The 22,741-nt window shown below is 58.5% G+C and carries 20 protein-coding genes; 17 read left to right on the top strand and 3 right to left on the bottom strand.

Annotated elements, in window-relative coordinates; genetic code table 11:
- Nucleotides 1-32: 32 nt before the first annotated feature.
- The 5 genes from AC0Z5Z_RS22100 (at nt 33) to AC0Z5Z_RS22080 (ending at nt 8,483) form a co-directional block, all read left to right on the top strand.
- The gene (locus AC0Z5Z_RS22100; protein ID WP_041479388.1) at nt 33-479 is read left to right on the top strand and encodes a MarR family winged helix-turn-helix transcriptional regulator; all 447 of its coding nucleotides are present in this window, start codon (nt 33-35) and stop codon (nt 477-479) included.
- Nucleotides 480-768: 289 nt separating this feature from the next.
- Nucleotides 769-2,118: an NCS2 family permease gene (locus AC0Z5Z_RS22095; RefSeq protein ID WP_024012217.1), complete on the top strand. Its 1,350-nt coding sequence runs from the start codon at nt 769-771 to the stop codon at nt 2,116-2,118.
- 85 nt (nt 2,119-2,203) lie between these two features.
- A complete protein-coding gene (locus AC0Z5Z_RS22090; RefSeq protein ID WP_041479336.1) occupies nt 2,204-2,833 on the top strand; it encodes a LysE family translocator in 630 nt (209 codons plus the stop codon).
- A 193-nt stretch (nt 2,834-3,026) separates the two neighbouring features.
- Nucleotides 3,027-6,548: a calcium-binding protein gene (locus AC0Z5Z_RS22085; RefSeq protein ID WP_485611635.1), complete on the top strand. Its 3,522-nt coding sequence runs from the start codon at nt 3,027-3,029 to the stop codon at nt 6,546-6,548.
- Nucleotides 6,549-6,644: 96 nt separating this feature from the next.
- Complete coding sequence (locus AC0Z5Z_RS22080; RefSeq protein ID WP_485611634.1) at nt 6,645-8,483, top strand: hypothetical protein; 1,839 nt, start codon at nt 6,645-6,647, stop codon at nt 8,481-8,483.
- A gap of 127 nt (nt 8,484-8,610) precedes the next feature.
- On the opposite strand, the gene uraH is transcribed toward AC0Z5Z_RS22080, so the two are convergent.
- Nucleotides 8,611-8,964, bottom strand: a complete 354-nt coding sequence (uraH, locus tag AC0Z5Z_RS22075; RefSeq protein WP_041479332.1) for a hydroxyisourate hydrolase — start codon at nt 8,962-8,964, stop codon at nt 8,611-8,613.
- Nucleotides 8,965-9,384: 420 nt separating this feature from the next.
- Between uraH and puuE the strand changes: the two genes are divergently transcribed.
- The 8 genes from puuE to AC0Z5Z_RS22035 all read left to right on the top strand — a co-directional run bounded on the left by puuE (nt 9,385) and on the right by AC0Z5Z_RS22035 (nt 17,527).
- On the top strand, nt 9,385-10,311 hold the full coding sequence (gene puuE, locus AC0Z5Z_RS22070) for an allantoinase PuuE (protein ID WP_042608504.1): 927 nt from the start codon (nt 9,385-9,387) through the stop codon (nt 10,309-10,311).
- On the top strand, nt 10,308-10,823 hold the full coding sequence (gene uraD, locus AC0Z5Z_RS22065) for a 2-oxo-4-hydroxy-4-carboxy-5-ureidoimidazoline decarboxylase (protein WP_016773760.1): 516 nt from the start codon (nt 10,308-10,310) through the stop codon (nt 10,821-10,823). The genes puuE and uraD overlap by 4 nt, the downstream gene beginning before the upstream one ends.
- An 87-nt stretch (nt 10,824-10,910) precedes the next feature.
- Nucleotides 10,911-11,912, top strand: a complete 1,002-nt coding sequence (gene alc / locus AC0Z5Z_RS22060; RefSeq protein WP_122611965.1) for an allantoicase — start codon at nt 10,911-10,913, stop codon at nt 11,910-11,912.
- A 120-nt stretch (nt 11,913-12,032) separates the two neighbouring features.
- The gene (locus tag AC0Z5Z_RS22055) at nt 12,033-12,536 is read left to right on the top strand and encodes an ureidoglycolate lyase (RefSeq protein WP_016773758.1); all 504 of its coding nucleotides are present in this window, start codon (nt 12,033-12,035) and stop codon (nt 12,534-12,536) included.
- 51 nt (nt 12,537-12,587) lie between these two features.
- The gene (locus AC0Z5Z_RS22050) at nt 12,588-13,901 is read left to right on the top strand and encodes a urate hydroxylase PuuD (protein WP_212615652.1); all 1,314 of its coding nucleotides are present in this window, start codon (nt 12,588-12,590) and stop codon (nt 13,899-13,901) included.
- Between the two features lie 168 nt (nt 13,902-14,069).
- Complete coding sequence (locus tag AC0Z5Z_RS22045) at nt 14,070-15,422, top strand: nucleobase:cation symporter-2 family protein (RefSeq protein ID WP_095180786.1); 1,353 nt, start codon at nt 14,070-14,072, stop codon at nt 15,420-15,422.
- Nucleotides 15,423-15,584: 162 nt separating this feature from the next.
- Nucleotides 15,585-16,370, top strand: a complete 786-nt coding sequence (locus AC0Z5Z_RS22040) for an outer membrane protein OmpK (RefSeq protein WP_485611633.1) — start codon at nt 15,585-15,587, stop codon at nt 16,368-16,370.
- Nucleotides 16,371-16,741: 371 nt separating this feature from the next.
- Complete coding sequence (locus AC0Z5Z_RS22035) at nt 16,742-17,527, top strand: outer membrane protein OmpK (protein ID WP_056784020.1); 786 nt, start codon at nt 16,742-16,744, stop codon at nt 17,525-17,527.
- 91 nt (nt 17,528-17,618) lie between these two features.
- On the opposite strand, the gene AC0Z5Z_RS22030 is transcribed toward AC0Z5Z_RS22035, so the two are convergent.
- Together AC0Z5Z_RS22030 and AC0Z5Z_RS22025 are read right to left on the bottom strand one after the other, a co-directional pair.
- Entirely contained in the window at nt 17,619-18,791 is a 1,173-nt protein-coding gene (locus AC0Z5Z_RS22030; RefSeq protein WP_041479321.1) for a patatin-like phospholipase family protein, read from the bottom strand.
- 35 nt (nt 18,792-18,826) lie between these two features.
- Nucleotides 18,827-19,759, bottom strand: a complete 933-nt coding sequence (locus AC0Z5Z_RS22025; RefSeq protein WP_041479319.1) for a lipid A biosynthesis lauroyl acyltransferase — start codon at nt 19,757-19,759, stop codon at nt 18,827-18,829.
- A 117-nt stretch (nt 19,760-19,876) separates the two neighbouring features.
- Between AC0Z5Z_RS22025 and minC the strand changes: the two genes are divergently transcribed.
- The 4 genes from minC to AC0Z5Z_RS22005 all read left to right on the top strand — a co-directional run bounded on the left by minC (nt 19,877) and on the right by AC0Z5Z_RS22005 (nt 22,655).
- A complete protein-coding gene (minC, locus tag AC0Z5Z_RS22020) occupies nt 19,877-20,614 on the top strand; it encodes a septum site-determining protein MinC (RefSeq protein WP_041479318.1) in 738 nt (245 codons plus the stop codon).
- Between the two features lie 169 nt (nt 20,615-20,783).
- Nucleotides 20,784-21,596, top strand: coding sequence for a septum site-determining protein MinD (gene minD, locus AC0Z5Z_RS22015; RefSeq protein ID WP_007913953.1), 813 nt, complete (start codon nt 20,784-20,786; stop codon nt 21,594-21,596).
- Nucleotides 21,596-21,850, top strand: a complete 255-nt coding sequence (gene minE / locus AC0Z5Z_RS22010) for a cell division topological specificity factor MinE (RefSeq protein WP_003223146.1) — start codon at nt 21,596-21,598, stop codon at nt 21,848-21,850. Before minD ends, minE begins: the two co-directional genes overlap by 1 nt.
- Nucleotides 21,851-22,019: 169 nt before the next feature.
- Complete coding sequence (locus AC0Z5Z_RS22005) at nt 22,020-22,655, top strand: RluA family pseudouridine synthase (RefSeq protein WP_024012204.1); 636 nt, start codon at nt 22,020-22,022, stop codon at nt 22,653-22,655.
- The last annotated feature ends 86 nt before the right edge of the window (nt 22,656-22,741 follow it).

The following is a 22,741-nucleotide window of genomic DNA, read 5'->3' as shown; positions in this document are numbered from 1 at the left end:
GAAATTACGACAGCTTGAGCGAGTACGTCAATATGCTTGACCTTAAGAACCCCTCTACTCAGCAACAGGCCATGGAAGCGTTTTTCTTCGGCTATCAGGCATTCACTGCCAAGGCTGATGAAATGCTCGAGCGTCGCGGCCTCTCGCGGGTGCATCAGCGCATCGTGTTTTTCATCGCGCGCTATCCGAACCTCAGCGTGAAAGAGTTGCTCGCTTTACTCGGCGTGAGCAAACAGGCGCTGAACATGCCACTGCGCCAGTTGCAGGAGATGCACCTGGTCGACAGCGTCGCTTCGCAGACGGACAAGCGTAAGCGCCTGCTTGAGTTGACGGCGGAAGGCGCGAAGTTCGAGCAAGCGCTGCGCCGTGAGCAGGTGAAATTGCTCGAGCGGGTATTTGCCGAGGCTGGGGAAGCGGCGGTGAATGGGTGGTTGGCGGTGAATCTGGCGCTTGGGGGGAATCAGCCGCATCTGGATTGACAGGACCGCCCTCTTCGCGAGCAGGCTCGCTCCCACATTGGAACGCATTCTCCTGTGTGAGCGAGCCTGCTCGCGAAGCCATCCTGATAGTCATATATCCCTATCGGCAAAAAAATCGGCAACAAAAACCAAAACAATATTTGCTTTATTTGTACACAAAAGCATAATCCACTGCGTGCGAGTTCCTGACTATACGGTCAACAAATTCGCGTATGCCTCAAAGGGCCGCTGCCACCCCTCATGGGTCCGGCCCTGGAAATAACAATAAAACTCTTGAGGAGTACTCGCTGTGGAAAGCCGCAAATCCGAAGCACCGCCGCTCGAGCTCACGCCGCCATTACGCAATGGCCTGCTGGAGCGTCTGTTCAAACTCAGCTTGCATGGCACCACGGTGAAGACCGAGCTGATTGCCGGTCTGACAACCTTCATCACCATGGCTTACATCATTTTCGTCAACCCGAACATCATGGCCGATGCCGGCATCGACCACGGTGCGGCCTTCGTCGCCACCTGCATCGCCGCCGCGCTCGGTTGCCTGTTGATGGGGCTCTATGCCAATTGGCCGGTCGGCCTGGCGCCGGGCATGGGCCTCAACGCCTTCTTCACCTACACCGTGGTCGGCACCATGGGCTACAACTGGGAAACCGCCCTCGGCGCGGTGTTTGTCTCGGGCGTGCTGTTCATGTTCCTGACCTTTTCGCGGATCCGCGAGTGGCTGCTCAACAGTATCCCGGTCAGCCTGCGGTTCGCGATGGGCGCCGGTGTCGGTCTGTTTCTGGGCCTGATCGGTCTGAAGACGGCCGGTATCGTCGTCGACAGCCCGGCGACGCTGATCAAGCTGGGTTCGCTGCGTGAACCTGGCCCGCTGCTCGCTGCGATCTGCTTCCTGATGATCGCGATCCTCAGTTACCACCGCGTGTTCGGTGCGATCCTGATCAGCATCATCACCGTCACCCTCGCCGGCTGGGGCCTGGGTCTGGTGCACTACGAGGGCATCATGTCCGCGCCGCCGAGCCTGGCACCGACCTGGATGGCAATGAACGTCGCCGGCGTGTTCAACGTCAGCATGATCAGCGTGGTGCTCGCGTTCCTCTTCGTGCACATGTTCGACACCGCCGGTACGCTGATGGGCGTGGCCCAGCGCGCCAACCTTGTCGCCGCTGACGGTCGCATCGAGAATCTTTCCCGAGCCATGAAGGCTGACAGCGCATCCAGCGTATTTGGCGCCGTGGTGGGGGTTCCACCCGTGACAAGTTACGTGGAAAGTGCCGCCGGCGTAGCCGCTGGTGGTCGGACTGGTCTTACCGCCGTCACCGTGGGTGTGCTATTTATAGCGGCCATGTTTTTCGCACCGCTGGCTGGCATGATTCCCGCTTATGCCACGGCAGGTGCACTGATCTACGTGGCGATGTTGATGATGGGCGGTATGGCCCACATCGAATGGGACGAAGCGACCGACGCCATTCCGGCGATCGTCACGGCGATCATGATGCCGCTGACCTTTTCGGTCGCCGACGGCATCGCGCTGGGCTTCATCACTTACGTCGCGTTGAAGGCTGGCACCGGCAAGTACAAGGAAATTTCCGTCAGCCTGTGGGTGCTCTGCGCGATCTTCATCGCCAAGTTCATCTTCCTGTAAACGCTGCGCGGTTCAGGCTTCAAACCAGCCTCACCCTCACCGGTGGGGCTTTTGCACATCCCGATAACAACAAAGGAGCAATACGATGAGTCTGGAAACCTGGCTGCTGTTCAGTGGCGCTGCGCTGGTGGTGATCCTGATCCCGGGACCGCTGTCATTGCTGATGATCAGCAACAGTCTGAATTACGGTTTGCGCCGGTCGTACCCCGCGTTCCTGGGTGGCGTGATCGCCTCGATCTGCCTGCTCAGCGCGTCGGCACTTGGCCTCGGCGCATTGCTAATGGCTTCGGAGCAGTTGTTCAGCGCACTGAAAATAGTCGGTGCGCTGTACCTGTTCTACCTCGCCTGGCAGAGCTGGCAGCAGTCGCGGCAGCCATCGACGGGCGCCGAAGTACCTGAGGCTGCACCGGTGCCGCGCTTTCGCACATTGTTCGGACGCGCCTTTGTACTGGGTGCGAGCAATCCGAAGGACATCCTGTTTTTCGCCGCGTTTCTGCCGCAGTTCCTCCGCGCTGAGCAACCTTTTCTGCCGCAATTGCTGATCATGATCGCGACCTGGGTAGTGCTCGATCTGTGCTGCAAGCTGGCCTATGGCCTGGGCGCCCATGGCGCCGCACGTTATCTGCGCAGCGGCAAGGGCCAGAGTTGGTTCAATCGGGTCAGTGCCGGACTATTTGGTGGTGCTGGCGCCGCGTCGTTGCTTGGCAGCCACTGAAAAGCGCCACTATTGATCATCCTGCCGGAACGGACCTCGGGCGGGATGATGTGTTGTTTTGAATCAATTCAACTCGAACAACATTCAATCTTTGATATGCAATAGATAGCAACAACCCCCCGATATACAGCTCTGGAAAAGCCAACGTAATATTCTTCGCCTTAACGACAATTGCCGGAACAAGGAAGTTCTAATGGCCACACTGATAAGCGAAGCAACAGCACAAACCGACCCTTCAATACATGCGGACCTGCAACCTGTTTCCGATACCGTAATAATCATGGATCTGGGCTATGAAGCCAACGAATACAAGCCCTCAACCATTGATCAGAGCCGAACTAACGAAAAATCGAGTCAGTTGCAAATGGTGGACGAAGTGTTCGGCCCTTTCGAAATTGGCGACATTTCGATTACCCGTACTGCACTCGACGGATTAGGCGCGACCATTGATGGTCATCCGTTGAATGGCGAGAACAGTTTCTTTCGCCGCCCCAAACGCTCTTTTATCAATAGCCTGCAGTTCGACGCCAATAAAGTTGAACACTACCTGAAAACTTCAACGGGCAGCGATAGCTACTTGTTGCCCACGCTCCTGTTTGAAATGGCCAGCCAGCGCCCGCTCACCGCTCCCCGGCTCTTGAGGGAGAGTGCTGCAGATACTGTATCCGGCAATTACCGCGACAAACTTGTCAAACTTCTGAGTGCCGCACAGTCGCTTGATCTGCAACACGTGCACGTCCCCAAACATCATCCCCGCTGGGCCGCATTGACCAAAAGTTACGCGACGCTGGGCTCCAGCGTGGGCATCCAGGGCTTCGGCATCTTTATGGGAATTCGCGGCGTTGTCGATGCGATCAAAGCCGAAAACACTGCTGAAATAGCGATAAACAGCGCAGGCATTGTATCGGAGCTGGGCTCCATCGCGGCCGATGTCGCGGTGAGCAAGATAGCCACGCAGATGCTCACAGCCGGGCAAAGTGCTTATCGGGACTTCGCCAAAACCCGCTTTGCACTCAGATTGGGTCGATCGGGAGGGTTGGTCGGCGGCATGCTGACGCTGCCCTTCGACATCTTTACCGCCGTGAGGTCGATGAACGCCGCTCAGAATGCCACCGGCAAAGAAGCGATGGATCATTACGTCAGCGCTGGCCTGAGCATTACCAGTGCAGCCATGACTGTCATCCTCGGGTCCGCCGCGATGGCCGGGTTCTCGTTTGCCGGCCCTGTCGGACTTGCAGCCGGCGCGATCCTCGCCATCGGCTCACAGGTCTACGGTGCGGTGCGTATCGTTGACGATATAGATGACTACATTGAATTGACTGTCGATGAACGGTGGCGTAGCGGTTGGTTTTCGTTCTGCATGATGGAGGTCGATCAAAGCGTTCAAAACCGCTATATCAAGGCAAAGACGCTGTTGCAGCACTCTCTGCAACTGAAAAAGTCCGCCAGAACGCTGCTCGATGGCCCCTTGAAAGAGACCACCGAAGCCATCGTCAACGGCAAGTTCGATGTGCGCCTGAAACCAACTCGGGCCTGGAAACGAAACTGGTGGACCAAACAGGATGCATGGGAATCGGTCAATGTCCCTGAAGTGGTAGGCACTGATGACATCATTGATGCACGCGCAGGGGTTACAAAAGATACACCCGGCGCGGAGTTGGGGGTCGCCGCAGAGGGCAAGAACGTTCTCTGGTTTATCAGCGAGGGCAACGACTCGATCAGAGGGGTAGAAAAAAAACCCAACACCTTCCATTACAAGTCAGGAAAAAAACAACTTTCGGGCGGCGAAGAAAATGACCAGTTCCTGTTTGAGAACGCAGCGGACTTCCTTGAAAGGGGTCGCCATGTCGCAGATCATTCGACGCTGAGCGGCGGCGCAGGAAATGACACACTGGTACTCGGCGGCAGCTACTCCTCCCGAAATACCAACAGAACTGGCTATGACGTAGATCTGCTGGCTGGAACATTGCAGATCATCACGAGCGATGTCGATGCCGACAATAACCGGATATCTATCCTGCACAGTTTGCTGGACAGCATCGAAAACGTTGAGACAGTCCATCGCGCGGCAAGCGTGGTAACGGGCTCCGCGCAAAACAACATCATCAAATCCCGGGGCAGCGACAGCATTGAAGCTGGCGCTGGGGACGACCAGATATTTCTCTCTCACGAAAGAGCAAAAGCGTCGGGAGGCGCCGGCACCGATCAATATTACATTGCGCATGTGGCTGGCCGTTTTTCCATTGTCGATGATGGTGAACAGACCAGCTACATCGTCATGAACTGGCGCAAGGAGTTGATTGAATCCTTTGATATCGAGGGTAACGACCTGGTCATCCGCTCAGGTTTCGAAACGTCTGACCACCTCAAAAACGTGTTGACCATTCATGACGTTTATACGAACACCGAACACACTAGAAAGCTGAGCAACAAAAACCTGGTTTTCGTAACCAGCGATGATTTCCATTTCAGACTTGATCTGCCAGACACAATCCCGGACGGCCACACCGTAGAAATAACCGAAATTTTCCTCAAACGAGGAAAACCGGTAAACCCGATCATTATTTATGCAGCGGAATGCTGGATCCGCCACCGCAAACCCGCTGCCTATTACGTCCCGAGAACCGGCAAGACAACCACTTTTTACGCAGTTTTACGTTCTGATGTAATCACCCGGATATATCTGGATTTCCGCAGCGACGAGCTGACAAAAGCGGAGGCGCATTTTTTCTCGGACAAACCCAAGTCATATCACCTGACTGTTGGTTGCCATCTCGTCTATCACTTCGGCGCGAAAAGCATCAAGCTCAATTATTACTCCGCTGCGCGTAACGAAGACGATCACGACAATATTACGAAGATCCTGCGCACCATGGCTGTTCGTCCGTTCAGCCGTTACGTATTGATTTTCAAGGACGGTGTCGTTGCAGATGCCGAGCTTACAGCGCAAACCGAAATCGCACCTGCCTTTACGGATTTCACGGTATCGCGGGATTGGGTGACCCAGATGAAACTGCCGCTCGAGGTTCGCTCTCAGCGTTACTTTCACAATCTGGCTGAAAAAGCAGCTGAACCGATGGGCCGTACAAGAGTTTGCGCAACGCCGATTCGACTGGCCGTGCAAACCGACATGGACAACTACGAAGGAGAAGGTTCGAGTTATCTCATCCACGTACTCCCGGACATGACCATCAAACTCTCGACTCCCGGCGCACTTGCCGATGCCAAAGTTCGCCTGCCCTATTCATCCACTTGGGAACTTGATGCAACGCAGCTCGGCAAGGTCGAAATAAGGCTGGAAGAAAACCGACTCTCCATCGGCACAACCACTTTTTATCTGCCGGTCTATGGAAGCGAAGATCTGATAGATCAAATCCGCGTTATTACCACCGGTGGAGTTGTGCACACGGTCGATCTGGTCTTTGATCGCATTTATCTGGATGGGCTTGATGCACGTTTTTTCGAAGAGCCCGACGCCTCAAAAGCGCTCCCGCCATATCTTGCCGCATTGGCCAACGACGAAGTCAAAGTCTGGAACGTTATCTGCGTCAACGACGAAACCGCGCGCGTGGGCTACAACCTGGCCGCCCATGGCTGGGTATTGCGTGCCGACAAATCCCGCATCGAAAAGTCTGCGTTAAGAGTAGTGAATCGCTGCAGTCACCAGACCAACATTTTCCGCCCTGTTTCGCTGATGAAAGTGCCTCCCGCGTAATTCGCGGTAACCCGTCAACAAACACCCTTTTTTTATCAGCGTACTGTCTACGCGGCACCCGCACGCGTCTGCGCGCTCTTTTTCCGAGTATTTCCCATGGCCAAATCACCCAAAAAAATCCCGACCATAAAATCGCCCGATTCGCCCGATGCCACACATCCCGGATCACCGCCCCTCGTCAAAAATGTGGGCCTGGACATGCCTGACGCCCTGCTCCTGGGCATCGATTCGCCGGCGATCAGCCAAGCGCCAGCCACCTCTGCTGCTGCCAACACAATGCCCACGGTCAGCCTTCAAGCGTTGCCAGATGCAGCGCATGATTTCAGCGCCACTCGGAACGCAATCGCCTGGCCGCAAGAGCGTTTCCACGAATTGGTGCCGGTGACGCAGAACGATGGCTTGTTCACTGGACCGGATCAGCGCACCTACGCTCAAATCGCCAATGAAGGCCAGTTTGTCGTCGAGCAGGACGGGCAAGGCAACTACCATGTGCCACTGACCTTCGCGCCCGGCGTGCCCGGCCTGCCTCTGACGCGAACCGAGGGTCAGGCGATCTGGCAAATCCAGCGGCCCGAGAGGCCCTCCAACCGGCCTGCGTCCTCCACACCACACTTGCCCTCATACATATCGCCGGCCGACGCCATGACGTTGACCAAGCCGGAAATGGCGACAGAAGGCCTCCGTTACAACAGACTCAGGCAGACCTTCGTAACCACGGTAGACGGCACAGTCATGGTGCGCAAAAACCAGGACGGTGAATATCAACAAGCGTTTGCCTCAACGACCAATGCACCCGACGTTTTCTTCGAGCAAATCCCCGGCACCGTTTTCTGGCGGCGAAAAACACCCGGGGCGAAGCCATCAGGTACCAAGCCCGAAGCCAGCCAGTCCGACAACGCAGTCCCCGGCCCGAGCAAGCGTCCACGACTTGCCGAGGACACAGAAACGCTACCCGCGTCGAAAGCCACGACTCCGCCTGAGGAGCTGACCCCGTATTTCTGGCTGCCCTGGGGTCACCTGAACAAACCTGTGCACATCGAATCGGTACAGCTTGGCTGGCTGCATTATCCAATCGTCCCTGTCGGCTCGAACACGACACCCAAAGTGTATTTCGTATGTCATCCCGAGTTTGTCCCGACAGATTTCAATACTTTCGAAAGCATGCTGATAAACATGCCCGAGCGACAGCCGGTAGCGACTTTTCGCATCGGCAGTGATCCGGGTGAGGTCCATCCGGGCAAACGCTTTTTTGAAGAGCCGATATCAACGTCCGTCGCTCGCGCGTTCCCCGATTTCTCTGAAGCAACAGCAAGGGCCGTCGCCCGCAGGTTGTTCGAACTCGCCGATCACTCCGAGACGATTACCGGCACCGGATTGATCAATGTCCAGGCCGTTCTGCATCAGTGGAAACAACTGCCGTTTTCCACAGCTCCAGATTTTGCCGACCCGCTGAACATGCTGGCCGTTGCACCGGACATCGACCTGGGAAGCAAACGGCTTATTCCGATGCCTTCCCAGACCGACAGCGAATTGCAACGCCTGAGCTTCGATCCGCAGCATTTCCCCTCTGCCTGGAATCATTACAAGACCTATCCCTCGGATCTGAATCTGCGGCGATTGCTCGGCGCGTTGCTGGTCGGCTGTGGTTACGAGCTGTTTCCACTGACTTATGAGCACAGAATGCCGACGCTGGTCTTCAAACGAGCCGGTCACGATCAGATCTTCTTTTTGAAACTGGGCGCGATCAGTCAGGCCGGCCTGACTCATGTGCCTGGCAACGAACTGGCGGAACCGGGCTTGCCCGCCAGAATCGGTCAGGACGCCTTCAAGGCACTGACCGATGCAGCCGCGCAGAACAAAGTGGTATGGCTGATCGGGGGCGTATTGAAGGTCGCGTCCACGCCAGATTCGGTATTCATTATCCGCGAGCGCTGAGCCGCTACCCGCCTGCACCGGCAGATGAGCTGTAAACAGGCATAAAAAAAGCCCGCAGTGTGAGCGGGCGAAAGACCAAAGAAGCTATATGCGCAGTCGCTTCCCGGTGGGGGCAGCTGCTTGGGGGTCAGCTGCCCCGATACGTGGAATAGCTGTAAGGCGAAATCAGCAGGGGCACGTGATAGTGCTCCTGCTCGGCGGAGATGCCGAAACGCAGCACCACCACGTCCAGGAAGGCCGGCTCGGGCAGTTGCACGCCCCGGGCGCGGTAGTAATCGCCGGCATGGAACTGCACCTGATAAACCCCGGTGCGGTAATCATCGCCTTGCAGCAGCGGCGCATCGACCCGGCCATCACTGTTGGTTGTCGCACTGGCGACCAATTCCAGGTGCGACCCTTCAACGCGGTACAGCTCGACCTTGATCGAGCTGCCCGGGCAACCGTGTGCAGCGTCCAAAACGTGTGTTGTCAAACGTCCCATTGATTCTGCGCGCCTGGCCGCAACAAGCGGTCAGACCTCGCGCCTCCCGAAGTCAGTTGAAAAGGAGACCGCACCGATTCGGAGCACGAAACGCTGCGGCGAGCGACTGATTAAGACACTTTTCAAAAAAATTGTACACAATAAAAACGACATTTTTCGCTTCCCCCCCGCCATCCGGGCCTTAATCGCCAATTCGCAGGCAAAGCGCCTGATCATTGAACCTTCTATTCATTAGCTGACTGGTCAGGCAGGTTTCTTGCAGGCCGGAACCATTAACAGCAAAAGATGACAGCCGGTGAAAAATGCGAAAATTCAGGCTTACAAAATGCAAATAAAGTTGTATACAATCAGCCCATCGCTGTGACGCCAGCCTGCCAGGCCGCCACACCAATCTGTCAACGTACAAGAAGGAAGACTGCAGTGAGCGCTGACTACCCACGCGACCTGATCGGTTACGGCAGTAACCCTCCTCACCCACACTGGCCGGGCAATGCCCGGATCGCCCTGTCCTTCGTGCTCAATTACGAAGAAGGTGGCGAGCGCAATATTCTGCACGGCGACAAGGAATCCGAAGCCTTCCTCTCCGAGATGGTCGCTGCGCAGCCGCTGCAGGGCGCGCGCAACATGAGCATGGAATCGCTTTACGAGTATGGCAGCCGCGCCGGCGTCTGGCGCATTCTGAAGCTGTTCAAGGAATTCGACATTCCGTTGACCATCTTCGCCGTGGCCATGGCCGCCCAGCGTCACCCGGACGTGATCCGTGCGATGGTCGAGGCCGGCCACGAAATCTGCAGCCACGGCTACCGCTGGATCGACTACCAGTACATGGACGAAGCGCAGGAACGCGAGCACATGCTCGAAGCGATCCGCATCCTCACCGAACTGACTGGCGAGCGTCCGCTGGGCTGGTACACCGGCCGTACCGGGCCGAACACCCGTCGCCTGGTCATGGAAGAAGGCGGTTTCCTCTACGACTGCGATACGTACGACGACGACCTGCCCTACTGGGAACCGAACAACCCGACCGGCAAGCCGCATCTGGTGATCCCCTACACCCTCGACACCAACGACATGCGTTTCACGCAAGTGCAGGGTTTCAACAAGGGTGACGATTTCTTCGAATACCTCAAAGACGCGTTCGACGTGCTCTACGCCGAAGGTGCCGAGGCGCCGAAAATGCTTTCGATCGGTCTGCACTGCCGCCTGATCGGCCGTCCTGGTCGCCTCGCTTCGCTCAAGCGCTTTATCGAATACGCCAAAAGTCATGAACAGGTGTGGTTCAGCCGTCGCGTCGACATCGCACGCCACTGGCAGCAAACCCACCCGTACCAAGGGACTGCAAAATGAGCCGCTTTCAAACCCTGCAACCGTCGACCCTGAGCCGCGACGCTTTCGTCAAAGCCTTCGCCGACATCTACGAACATTCGCCATGGGTGGCCGAAAAGGCCTACGACCTCGGTGCGGACGCTTCGATCGACGAGATCGAAACCCTGCACCAGCGCATGAGCGATATCCTGTTGAGCGCCGATCATGCCAGCCAGCTGGCCCTGATCAACGCTCACCCGGACCTGGCCGGCAAAGCTGCCGTCCAGGGCCAACTGACCGAAGCCAGCACCAATGAACAGGCTGGCGCCGGTATTCACCAATGCACGGCCGAAGAGTTCCAGCGCTTCACCGAGCTGAACGACGCCTACAAAGCCAAGTTCAAGTTTCCCTTCATCATGGCGGTAAAAGGCAGCAACCGGCATCAGATCCTCGCGGCGTTCGAAACGCGCATCAACAATTCGGTGGAAGCCGAGTTCAAATGCGCGCTGGCGGAGATCAACAAGATTGCCCTGTTCCGTTTACTGACTCTTTAGCAAGCCTGGCCCGAGCGTGAATGAACGCGCAAACGCCCAGGGCCCTGCGAGCATCCCCAGCCAACTTATCAAAGGCAGACAAGAAGAATGAAAGCTTACGCCGTACCTTTCGAAAAATACGTCAACCTGGCCGACGCCCGTCTGGGCACCAAAATCATCTCGGTCACCGATGACTGGTTCGCAGACGCCAATCGTCTGTTCCAACCGACCCCGGCCGTATGGAAGGAGGGCGTGTTCGATGACAACGGCAAGTGGATGGACGGCTGGGAGTCGCGCCGCAAGCGCTTCGAAGGTTACGACAGCGCGGTGATCCGTCTGGGCGTACCGGGCTCGATCAAAGGCGTGGACATCGACACTTCATTCTTCACCGGCAACTACCCGCCATCGGCCTCGCTGGAAGCGTGCTTCCTGGCCTCGGGCGAGCCGGATGAAAACACCCAGTGGACCGAAGTGCTGTCGGCCGTCGAGTTGCAGGGCAACAGCCACCACTACCACGAAATCAGCAACGACAAAGCGTTCAGCCACCTGCGCTTCAACATCTACCCGGACGGCGGTGTTGCCCGCCTGCGCGTGTACGGCATTCCGTTCCGCGACTGGTCCGCTGTGGGCGACAACGAGCAAGTGGACTTGGCCGCAGCCCTCAATGGTGGCCGCGCCCTCGCCTGCTCCGACGAACACTTCGGCCGCATGAGCAACATCCTCAACCCGGGCCGTGGCATCAACATGGGCGACGGCTGGGAAACCGCGCGTCGTCGCACGCCGGGCAATGACTGGGTGATCGTCGCGCTGGGTCATCCGGGCGAGATCGAGAAGATCGTCGTCGACACCCTGCACTTCAAAGGCAACTACCCGGACACTTGCTCGATCCAGGGCGCGTTCGTCAAGGGCGGCACCGACAGCCAGATCGAAACCCAGTCGCTGTTCTGGCGCGAACTGCTGCCAAGCCAGAAGCTGGAAATGCACGCCGAACACACCTTCGTCGAGCAGATCAAGGCACTCGGCCCGATCACCCACATCCGCCTGAACGTGTTCCCGGATGGTGGCGTGAGTCGCCTGCGTGTATTGGGCAAGGTCGCTAAACAAGGTTGAACCCAATCGCTGGCAAGCCAGCTCCCACAGGTTTTGTGAACGCCACAGTCCACTGTGGGAGCGGGCTTGCCCGCGATGGCGATAGATCTAACAACACAGAATCCGGATAAGAAGAACAGCATGCGCACACTGACGATTGAACCGCTGACCAAAGAAGCCTTCGCCCCTTTCGGTGACGTGATCGAAACCGACGGCAGCGATCACTTCATGATCAACAACGGTTCGACCATGCGCTTCCACAAACTGGCGACGGTCGAAACCGCTACGCCTGAGGACAACGCGATCATCAGCATTTTCCGCGCCGACGCGCAGGACATGCCGCTGACCGTTTGCATGCTGGAACGCCATCCGCTGGGCAGCCAGGCTTTCATACCGCTGCTCGGCAACCCCTTTCTGATCGTGGTCGCGCCAGTTGGCGATGAACCTGTATCAGGCTTGGTCCGCGCCTTCGTCACCAACGGCAGGCAGGGCATTAATTACCATCGCGGCGTTTGGCACCACCCGGTGCTGACGATCGAAAAGCGGGATGACTTCCTGGTGGTTGATCGCAGTGGCACAGGCAATAACTGCGATGAGCATTTTTTCAAAGAGGATGAGCGGTTGATCCTCGCCCCCCACCAATAAGAGAAGGTCTGATCACTCGACAACAAGAGTGACAGGCGAGAGGTAAAGACTGTGGAAGCACATCTGTTGGAATGGCTGAACCTGAGCGTGCGCTGGGTTCACATGATCACCGGCGTGGCCTGGATCGGCGCGTCGTTCTACTTCGTCTGGCTGGAGAACAACCTCAACCGCGTCAACCCGAAAACCGGTCTGGCCGGTGATCTGTGGGCGATCCACGGCGGCGGCATCTACCACCTGGAAAAATACAAACTGGCCCCACCGTCCATGCCGGACAACCTGCACTGGTTCAAGTGGGAAGCCTACTTCACCTGGATGTCGGGGATCGCGCTGCTGTGCGTGGTGTTCTACTCCAATCCGGTGCTCTACCTCGTGGCACCCGGCAGTGGCCTCAGCGGTCCTGAAGGCGTGGCCATCGGTATCGGCTCGCTGATCGTCGGCTGGTTTGTCTACGACTTCCTCTGCGATTCGGCCCTGGGCAAGAAACCCGCCCTGCTCGGCTTCATCTTGTTCGTGCTGATCATTGCCGCCGCCTATGGCTTCAGCAAAGTGTTCAGCGGTCGTGGTGCGTACCTGCACGTTGGCGCGATCATCGGCACCATCATGGTCGGTAACGTGTTCCGCATCATCATGCCGGCGCAACGGGCACTGGTCGCGGCGATCGCCGAGAACCGCACGCCGGATCCGGCGCTGCCGGCCAAAGGCTTGCTGCGTTCGCGACACAACAACTACTTCACCCTGCCAGTGCTGTTCATCATGATCAGCAACCACTTCCCGAGCACTTACGGCAGCCAGTACAACTGGTTGATCCTCGCCGGGATCGCAGTGTTGGCGGTGTTGGTGCGTCACTACTTCAACACCCGTCACGACAGCCACAAGTTTGCCTGGACCCTGCCGGTGGCAGCGGTGGGCATGATCTGTCTGGCCTACGTCACCGGCCCGGCGCCGATGTCGACTGCACCTGAAGTGGCCAAGGCGCCAGCGAAAATCGAGTACCAACCGCTGCCGGAAACGGCGCTGGGCGGTGGCGCGAAACCGGCCGAAGCAGCGCAACCTGCGGCACCCGCAGCTCCTGCGGCGGCACCCGCGCAAGCCTCGAATGCCGGCCCCGGTTTCGACAAGGTGCACAACGTGATTCAAGAGCGTTGCACGGTGTGCCACTCGTCCAAGCCGACCAGCCCGTTGTTCAGCGCAGCCCCGGCCGGTGTGATGTTCGACACCCCCGAGCAGATCCGCCAGAACGCCGCGCGCATTCAGGCGCAAGCCATCACCACGCAGATCATGCCACTGGGCAACATCACCCAGATGACCCAGCAGGAACGTGACCTGATCGGTGCCTGGATTGCCCAGGGAGCACAAACCAATTAATCGTTAAAAGCATCGCTGGCAAGCCAGCTCCCACAGGGTTTTGCATAGCCTGTGTGGGAGCGGGCTTGCCCGCGAATGGCCGCTCCGCGGTCTGCCTGATGCAAAGAAACAGCTGCAAGCAACCCGGCAGCTGTTAATCACAAGAATAAAAAAGATCCGAGGTGTTGCATGTCCGAGCTGTCCAAAGCGCGCATCCCCGACGCACCCGCCATTCAGCGTTTGCCCCTTTTGCAACTGATCCTGGTCGGTCTGCAACATGTTCTGCTGATGTACGGCGGTGCCATCGCGGTGCCGCTGATCATTGGACAGGCCGCTGGCCTGAGTCGTGAAGAAATCGCCTTCCTGATCAACGCCGACCTGCTGGTCGCCGGCATCGCCACCATCGTGCAGTCGCTCGGCATCGGTCCGATGGGCATTCGCATGCCGGTGATGATGGGCGCCAGTTTCGCTGCGGTCGGCAGCATGGTGGCCATGGCCGGCATGCCCGGCATCGGTCTGCAAGGCATCTTCGGTGCGACGATAGCTGCCGGTTTCTTCGGCATGCTGATCGCGCCGTTCATGTCCAAGGTCGTGCGTTTCTTCCCGCCACTGGTGACCGGCACGGTCATCACCTCGATCGGTTTATCGCTGTTCCCCGTGGCCGTGAACTGGGCCGGTGGCGGTGTCGACGCCGCGCAATTCGGTTCGCCGATTTATCTGGCCATCGCTGCGCTGGTGCTGGCGACCATTCTGTTGGTTCACCGCTTCATGCGCGGATTCTGGGTCAATATTTCGGTACTGATCGGCATGTGTCTGGGCTACGTACTGTGCGGCGCGATCGGCATGGTCGACCTCAGCGGCATGGCCAGCGCACCGTGGATTCAGTTCGTCACCCCGCTGCATTTCGGCATGCCGAAATTCGAGCTGGCACCGATTCTGTCGATGTGTCTGGTGGTGGTGATCATCTTCGTCGAGTCCACCGGGATGTTTCTCGCGCTGGGCAAGATCACCGGCCAGGAAGTCTGCCCGCGCATGCTCCGTCGTGGCTTGTTGTGCGATGCCGGCGCGTCGTTCTTCGCCGGTTTCTTCAACACCTTCACCCACTCCTCGTTCGCGCAGAACATCGGCCTGGTGCAGATGACCGGTGTGCGCTGCCGTTCGGTGACCATCGTTGCCGGCGGTCTGCTGATCGTCCTCAGCCTGTTGCCGAAAGCGGCGTTTCTGGTGGCATCGATTCCACCGGCAGTGCTGGGCGGTGCGGCGATTGCGATGTTCGGCATGGTCGCGGCCACTGGCATCAAGATCCTCCAAGAGGCCGACATCGGTGACCGCCGCAATCAGTTGCTGGTCGCGGTAAGCATCGGCATGGGCCTGATCCCGGTGGTACGTCCGGAATTCTTCGCCCACTTGCCCATGTGGATGAGCCCGATCACCCACAGCGGCATCGCCATGGCCACCCTCAGCGCGCTGACGCTGAACCTGCTGTTCAACATCCTCGGCGGCAAGGAGCGTGCGGCGATCAATGATTGCCATGCGCACTGATTGAAACCACCACGCCACCTGTGGGAGCGAGCCTGCTCGCGAAAGCGCTGTGTCATTCAACATTGATGGCGACTGACACAACCGCTTCGCGAGCAGGCTCGCTCCCACAGGGACTACGCAACTGCTTGTGCCTCAAACAATAAAAACAACAGGGAGCAACAGATGATCCGCACGCAAAGCAACGTTCTGTTGAGTGGCGGCCTGCTGGCCGCGAGTCAGGCCATGGCCGGCGATCTGCTGCTGTGGCAGAGCAACAGCCTCAGCTATCTGTACGGCAAGAATTTCGCGATCAACCCCTCGTATCAGCAGACGGTCACCTTCGAGCACGCCGACAAGTGGAAGTACGGCGACAACTTTCTGTTCGTCGACAAGATCTTCTACAACGGCAAGGAAGACCCGAACAAAGGGCCGCATACTTTCTACGGCGAGTTCACCCCGCGTCTGTCCTTCGGCAAGATCCTCGACCGCAAGATCGAGTTCGGCCCGATCAAGGATGTGCTGTTGGCGATGACCTACGAGTACGGCGAAGGCGAAACCGAGGCCTATCTGATCGGCCCCGGCTTCGACCTGAAAGTGCACGGCTTCAACTACGTCACCCTGAACATTTTCCGCCGCCAGACCGAAGGCCCGCGGCCCGGCGATGGTGTCTGGCAGATCACCCCCGCATGGTCCTACAGCTTTCCGTTGGGCAATTCCGATGTGCTGATCGACGGCTACCTCGACTGGGTCGTCGACAACGACGAAAACTCGCGCGGCACCTACCACGCCAACCTGCACATCAATCCGCAGATCAAATACGACCTCGGCAAAGCCATGGGCTGGAGCCAGAAACAGCTGTACGTCGGCACCGAGTACAGCTACTGGAAGAACAAATACGGCATCGAAAACAGCCACGCGTTCGATACCAACCAGAACACCGCCAGCCTGCTGCTGAAGGTGCACTTCTGAGATGGCTCGCAACCGTGCGCCATGCCTGCTGTCGGTGCTCTGTTGCGGGGCACTTGAGCGTTGGCCGAGGAGTCAGTATTCTCCGCGGCCTTCCGAATTCGCTCTAAAAAAAAGCCTGAATTCAATTTCTGACCGAAAAGCCAACTTATCCCGGCTGCGGTCAGTCCTGAGGCATCCCGAAAACACGCTCGTCGACTGTTTTTCAGCAGCCGAACGGGCGTTTTTTGGTTTTTCAAAAGCCTTGGCGCAGCTTTTGCTACCAGCATTCAAAGCTGACCGATCGGATGAAATTTGCGGTACGAAAAAAGGCGCCACATCAGAGCGCCGATCTTAAAAAAATAACGTGGAACACCTACTTTGGGAGCAACCGAATGAAACGTATGTGCACCAGCCTGATGCTGGCCGGATCGATGTTCGCCGGCGGCCAGGCGATGGCCGAAGGCCTGCTGCAGTGGCAGAACAACAGCCTGACCTACCTGTATGGCAAGGACTTCCAGGTCAACCCGCGCATTCAGCAGACCGTGACCTTCGAGCACGCCGATGCCTGGAAGTATGGGGACAACTTCCTGTTCATCGACAAGATCTTCTACAACGGCAAGGATGATGGCGGCGTCGGCTCCAACACCTACTACGGCGAGCTCAGCCCGCGCCTGTCGTTCGGCAAGATCTTCGATCAGAAACTGGCCTTTGGTCCGGTGACTGACGTGCTGCTGGCCATGACCTACGAGTTCGGTGAAGGCGATACCGAGTCGTACCTGATCGGTCCGGGCTTCGACCTGGCGATTCCTGGCTTCGACTACTTCCAGCTGAACTTCTACCAGCGTCACACCCAGGGCGCACGCGCCGGTGACAATGTCTGGCAGATCACCCCGGTGTGGTCCTACACCATCCCGGTGGGCAAATCGAACATCCTCATCGACGGCTTCATGGACTGGGTGGTCGACAACGACTCCAATTCCAAGGGCGACTACCACGCCAACCTGCACTTCAACCCGCAGGTCAAATACGACCTGGGCAAGGCGCTGAATTTCGGCGAGAAGCAGTTGTATGTCGGTGTCGAGTACGACTACTGGTCGGACAAGTACGGGATCAAGGACAGCCAGTACTTCAAGACCGATCAGAGCACCACAAGCTTCCTGGTCAAGTTCCACTTCTGACCCTGAAAGCTTCGCGAGCAGGCTCGCTCCCACATTCAGACCGAGTTCCAATGTGGGAGCGAGCCTGCTCGCGAAGGCCTCACCGCAGATTTCAGGCAGGAGCCACCGCTTCAGATATCCGCAAAAACCGGCACAGCTCCTCGCGCTTGGCCAACGCATCCCGCCGTCCCAACTCGATCAACTCGCTGCAATACCCAGCCTCGAACAGCAGATAACTGAGCACCCCCGCCCCGCTCGTCTTCGTCGCCCCCGGCCCGCGCAGAAACAGGCGCAACGCCGCCGGTAACTCCTGGCGATGCCGCGCGGCGATTTCGTCGATCGGCTGACTCGGCGCAATCACCAGCACTTCCACGGGCGCCACACCCAGCGCGCGAGTGGGTGTGCCGGCCGGGAGCAAATGACTGAACTGATTCAGACGCTGCAGCAACTCGATATCGCTCTCCAGACTGTCGATGAACGTGCTGTTGAGCATGTGCCCGCCAATCTGCGCCAACGTCGGTTGCTGGCCGCTGTAGGCGCGCTCCAGCGGCTGCTGCGGATCGACGCCGCGCGGGTTGCCGCTGACGCCCACCACCAGCACGCGACTGGCCCCCAGATGCAGCGCCGGGCTGATCGGCGCCGACTGGCGCACTGCGCCGTCACCGAAATATTCCTCACCGATTTTCACTGGCGCGAACAACAGCGGAATCGCCGAACTGGCCAACAGGTGATCGACCGACAATTGCGTCGGCACGCCAATACGGCGGTGCCGCAGCCAGGCGTCGATGGTGCCGCCGCCCTGATAGAACGTCACCGCTTGCCCCGATTCGTAGCCAAACGCGGTCACCGCTACCGCGTGCAATTGCTTGCGCGCGATGGATTCGGCGATGCCAGGCAGGTGCAGTTTTTCCTCGAGCAGCTCGCGCAGCGGCGAACTGTTGAGCAACGCCACCGGCATCTGCCGACCGAGGCCGAGCAGGCTGTGGCTGACGAAACGGCTGGCCTGATGGATCACGCCCGGCCAGTCGCTGCGCAACACGCGGTGGCTGCGAAAGCCCTGCCAGAACTGGGTCAGGCGTTCGATGGCAGCGCGAAAATCCATGGCACCACTGGCCAGGCTGACCGCATTGATCGCCCCGGCCGAGGTGCCGACGATCACCGGAAACGGATTGTCCGCGCCGACCGGCAGCAACTCGGCAATCGCCGCCAGCACCCCGACCTGATAAGCCGCCCGAGCCCCGCCGCCGGAAAGAATCAAACCTGTGACCGGTTCAGCAGGACTCATCGCAACACTCCACAGTGCTTGTCAGTACGGGTGAATCAACGACGCTTGGGATAAAGCTTCGGCTCGCCCGGTGGGCGACTCTTGAAGCGCCGATGCGCCCACAGATACTGCTCGGGGCAGGCACGCAAAGCACTCTCGACCCACTGATTGATGCGGATGCAATCGGCCTCCTCGCTCTCGCCGGGGAAATCTTCCAGCGGCGGATGAATCACCAGACGATAACCACTGCCGTCGGCCAGACGTTCCTGAGTGAACGGCACCACCAGCGCTTTGCCCAGCCGTGCAAACTTGGTCGTCGCAGTGACGGTGGCGGCCTGAATGCCGAACAGCGGCACGAAGATGCTCTGCTTGGCGCCGTAATCCTGATCCGGCGCATACCAGATCGCCCGTCCCGAGCGCAGCAGTTTGAGCATGCCGCGCACGTCATCGCGCTCCACCGCCAGCGAATCCAGATTGTGCCGCTCGCGGCCACGGCGCTGGACGAAGTCGAACAAGGGGTTTTTGTGTTCGCGGTACATGCCGTCGATGGTGTGCTGCTGGCCGAGCAGCGCCGCGCCGATTTCCAGGGTGGTGAAATGCGCGGCCATGAGAATCACGCCTTTGCCTTCGCGCTGGGCCTTCTGCAGATGTTCAAGGCCTTCGACGTGGGCCAGTTTCGCCAGACGCTCGCGCGACCACCACCAGCTCATCGCCATCTCGAAGAAGGCGATGCCGGTGGAGGCGAAGTTTTCCTTGAGCAGGCGTTTGCGCTCAGCGGCGGATTTTTCCGGAAAGCACAATTCCAGATTGCGCCGGGCGATGGTTCGCCGGTCGCTGGCGACGCGATACATCAACGCGCCCAAAACTCGACCGATGGTCAGCAGCGCCGGATACGGCAACTGCACGATCAGCCACAAAAGCCCCAGGCCGCACCAGAGCGGCCAGAAGCGCGGAGCAAGATATGCTTTTCGAAAACGCGGGCGATCCATTAAAGCTTCCGTAAATACAGTGGCCGCGCATTCTACATCGTTCGACCCGGCTTGCGGCTCGCGGGCGTTCTCGTTATAAGTCTCGGCACTTTTAGTGACAAGCCGTTGTATGCCGACATGAGCCAAACCGACCCGTTAGACCAAGATCCCGTATTCCAGCTCAAGGGCAGCATGCTGGCCATCACTGTGCTGGAACTGGCCCGTAACGACCTCGAAAGCCTCGATCGGCAATTGGCCGCCAAAGTCGCCCAGGCGCCGAATTTTTTCAGCAATGCACCGCTGGTTCTGGCGCTGGACAAACTGCCGCCGAACCAGGGCGCGGTTGACCTGCCGGGGCTGATGCGCGTCTGCCGTCAGCACGGTCTGCGTACCCTGGCCATTCGTGCCAGCCGCATCGAAGACATCGCCGCCGCCATCGCCATCGACATCCCCGTGCTACCGCCCTCCGGCGCCCGCGAGCGTCCGCTGGAGACGCCGGAAGCCGAAGTCAAAAAGAAGCCGGAAAAGCCGCCTGAGCCGACCGTCAAACCGACCCGCGTAATCACCACGCCAGTACGTGGTGGCCAGCAGATATATGCCCAGGGTGGCGATCTGGTCGTGGTCTCATCGGTCAGTCCGGGGGCGGAACTTCTCGCCGATGGCAACATCCATGTATACGGCCCGATGCGCGGCCGTGCGCTGGCCGGCGTCAAAGGTGACACCAAGGCACGGATTTTCTGTCAGCAATTGAGCGCTGAACTGATCTCCATCGCCGGTCATTACAAGGTCTCCGAGGATTTGCGTCGTGATCCGATGTGGGGCTCGGGCGTCCAGGTCAGCCTGTCAGGCGACGTGTTGAACATCATTCGGCTTTAACGGATACTGCCGCATTTTCCAAGCATCTCTAAAACGTAGCGAAAACGGCTCAAACGAAGTAGGAAAAAGGCTCAAAGCCAAATTCCAGCCAAGGCTGTCCGACTGCAGTAGTTTTCAAGAGATGTTTTTCAGGGGCTGAACAGTCCTTCTTCCTTAGGGGTGAAACACCTTGGCCAAGATTCTCGTGGTTACATCCGGCAAGGGTGGTGTGGGTAAGACCACCACCAGCGCCGCTATCGGTACCGGTCTCGCTCTGCGCGGCCACAAAACAGTGATCGTCGACTTCGACGTGGGCTTGCGTAACCTCGACCTGATCATGGGTTGCGAGCGCCGCGTGGTGTATGACTTCGTCAACGTGGTAAACGGCGAAGCCAACCTGCAACAGGCACTGATCAAAGACAAGCGCCTGGAAAACCTCTACGTACTGGCGGCCAGCCAGACCCGCGACAAAGACGCGCTGACCGTCGAAGGCGTGGAAAAAGTCCTGATGGAGCTCAAGGAACAATTCGAGTTCGTCGTCTGCGATTCCCCGGCGGGCATCGAGAAAGGTGCGCACCTGGCCATGTATTTCGCCGATGAAGCGATCGTCGTGACCAACCCGGAAGTCTCCTCGGTACGTGACTCGGACCGCATGCTCGGCCTGCTGGCGAGCAAATCGCGCCGCGCCGAACGTGGCGAAGACCCGATCAAGGAACACCTGCTGATCACCCGCTACCACCCGGAGCGTGTTGAAAAGGGCGAGATGCTCGGCGTTGAAGACGTCAAGGAAATCCTCTCGGTGACCCTGCTCGGCGTCATCCCGGAATCCCAGGCGGTGCTCAAGGCTTCCAACCAGGGCGTGCCGGTGATTCTCGACGACCAGAGCGATGCCGGTCAGGCTTACAGCGATACCGTCGACCGCCTGCTGGGCAAAGAAAAAGCCCACCGATTCCTCGATGTCGAGAAGAAGGGATTCTTCGAGCGCCTGTTTGGAGGTAGGTAATGAACCTTTTTGACTTCTTTCGTGCCAACAAAAAGCCAAGTACCGCCTCGGTAGCGAAAGAGCGTCTACAGATCATCGTGGCGCATGAGCGCGGCCAGCGCAGCACGCCGGATTACCTGCCAGCCTTGCAGAAGGAACTGGTCGACGTGATCCGCAAGTACGTCAACATCGGCAACGACGACGTACATGTTGCACTGGAAAGCCAGGGCAGTTGCTCGATTCTGGAACTCAACATCACCCTGCCCGATCGCTGAGTCGATTTGGCAGTCGCTACGGCGGCTCGGGCTGTTGATGCTCGTGTAGGAGCTGCCGAAGGCTGCGATCTTTTGATCTTCAAAGTCAAAAGATCGCAGCCTTCGGCAGCTCCTACAGAGTTATCAGCAGTCCCGAGCCGCCGTTGGCATTTGTTACGAGGCTGTTTTAATGCCGCTGTCCAACATCCGCATCATCCATGAGGACGCCGCCGTACTGGTGGTCGACAAACCGACCCTGCTGCTCTCGGTGCCCGGTCGCGCTGACGACAACAAGGACTGCCTGATTACCCGCTTGCAGGAAAACGGCTACCCGGAAGCGCGCATCGTTCATCGCCTGGACTGGGAAACCTCCGGCATCATCCTGCTGGCCCGTGACGCCGACACTCATCGCGAACTGTCGCGGCAGTTTCACGACCGCGAAACCGAAAAAGCCTACACCGCTTTGGCCTGGGGTCAGCCTGAGCTGGACAGCGGCAGCATCGATCTGCCCCTGCGCTACGACCCACCGACCAAGCCGCGACACGTGGTCGATCACGAATTCGGCAAACACGCGCTGACCTTCTGGAAGGTGCTGGAACGTTGCGGCGACTGGTGCCGTGTCGAACTGACACCGATTACCGGCCGCTCGCATCAACTGCGCGTACACATGTTGTCGATCGGCCACCCGCTACTCGGTGACGGGCTCTACGCCCACGAGCAAGCGCTGGCGGCTTGGCCGCGTCTGTGCCTGCACGCGAGCATGCTCAGCTTCACTCATCCGCAGACCGGCGAGCGCCTGCGCTTCGAGTGCCCGGCTCCGTTCTGAATTGCGTGAATACTTTGGAAGCCCTTCCTGGTGAAGGGCTTTTTTTGTCCTGCCAAAAATCCACCGGCAATAGATTGACGTAAAGA

The organism is Pseudomonas sp. 1L-E-NC-VB-C3 (assembly GCF_057291535.1).
The sequence above is the reverse complement of the archived record's forward strand: the minus strand, read 5'-3'. Positions and strand labels throughout refer to the sequence as shown.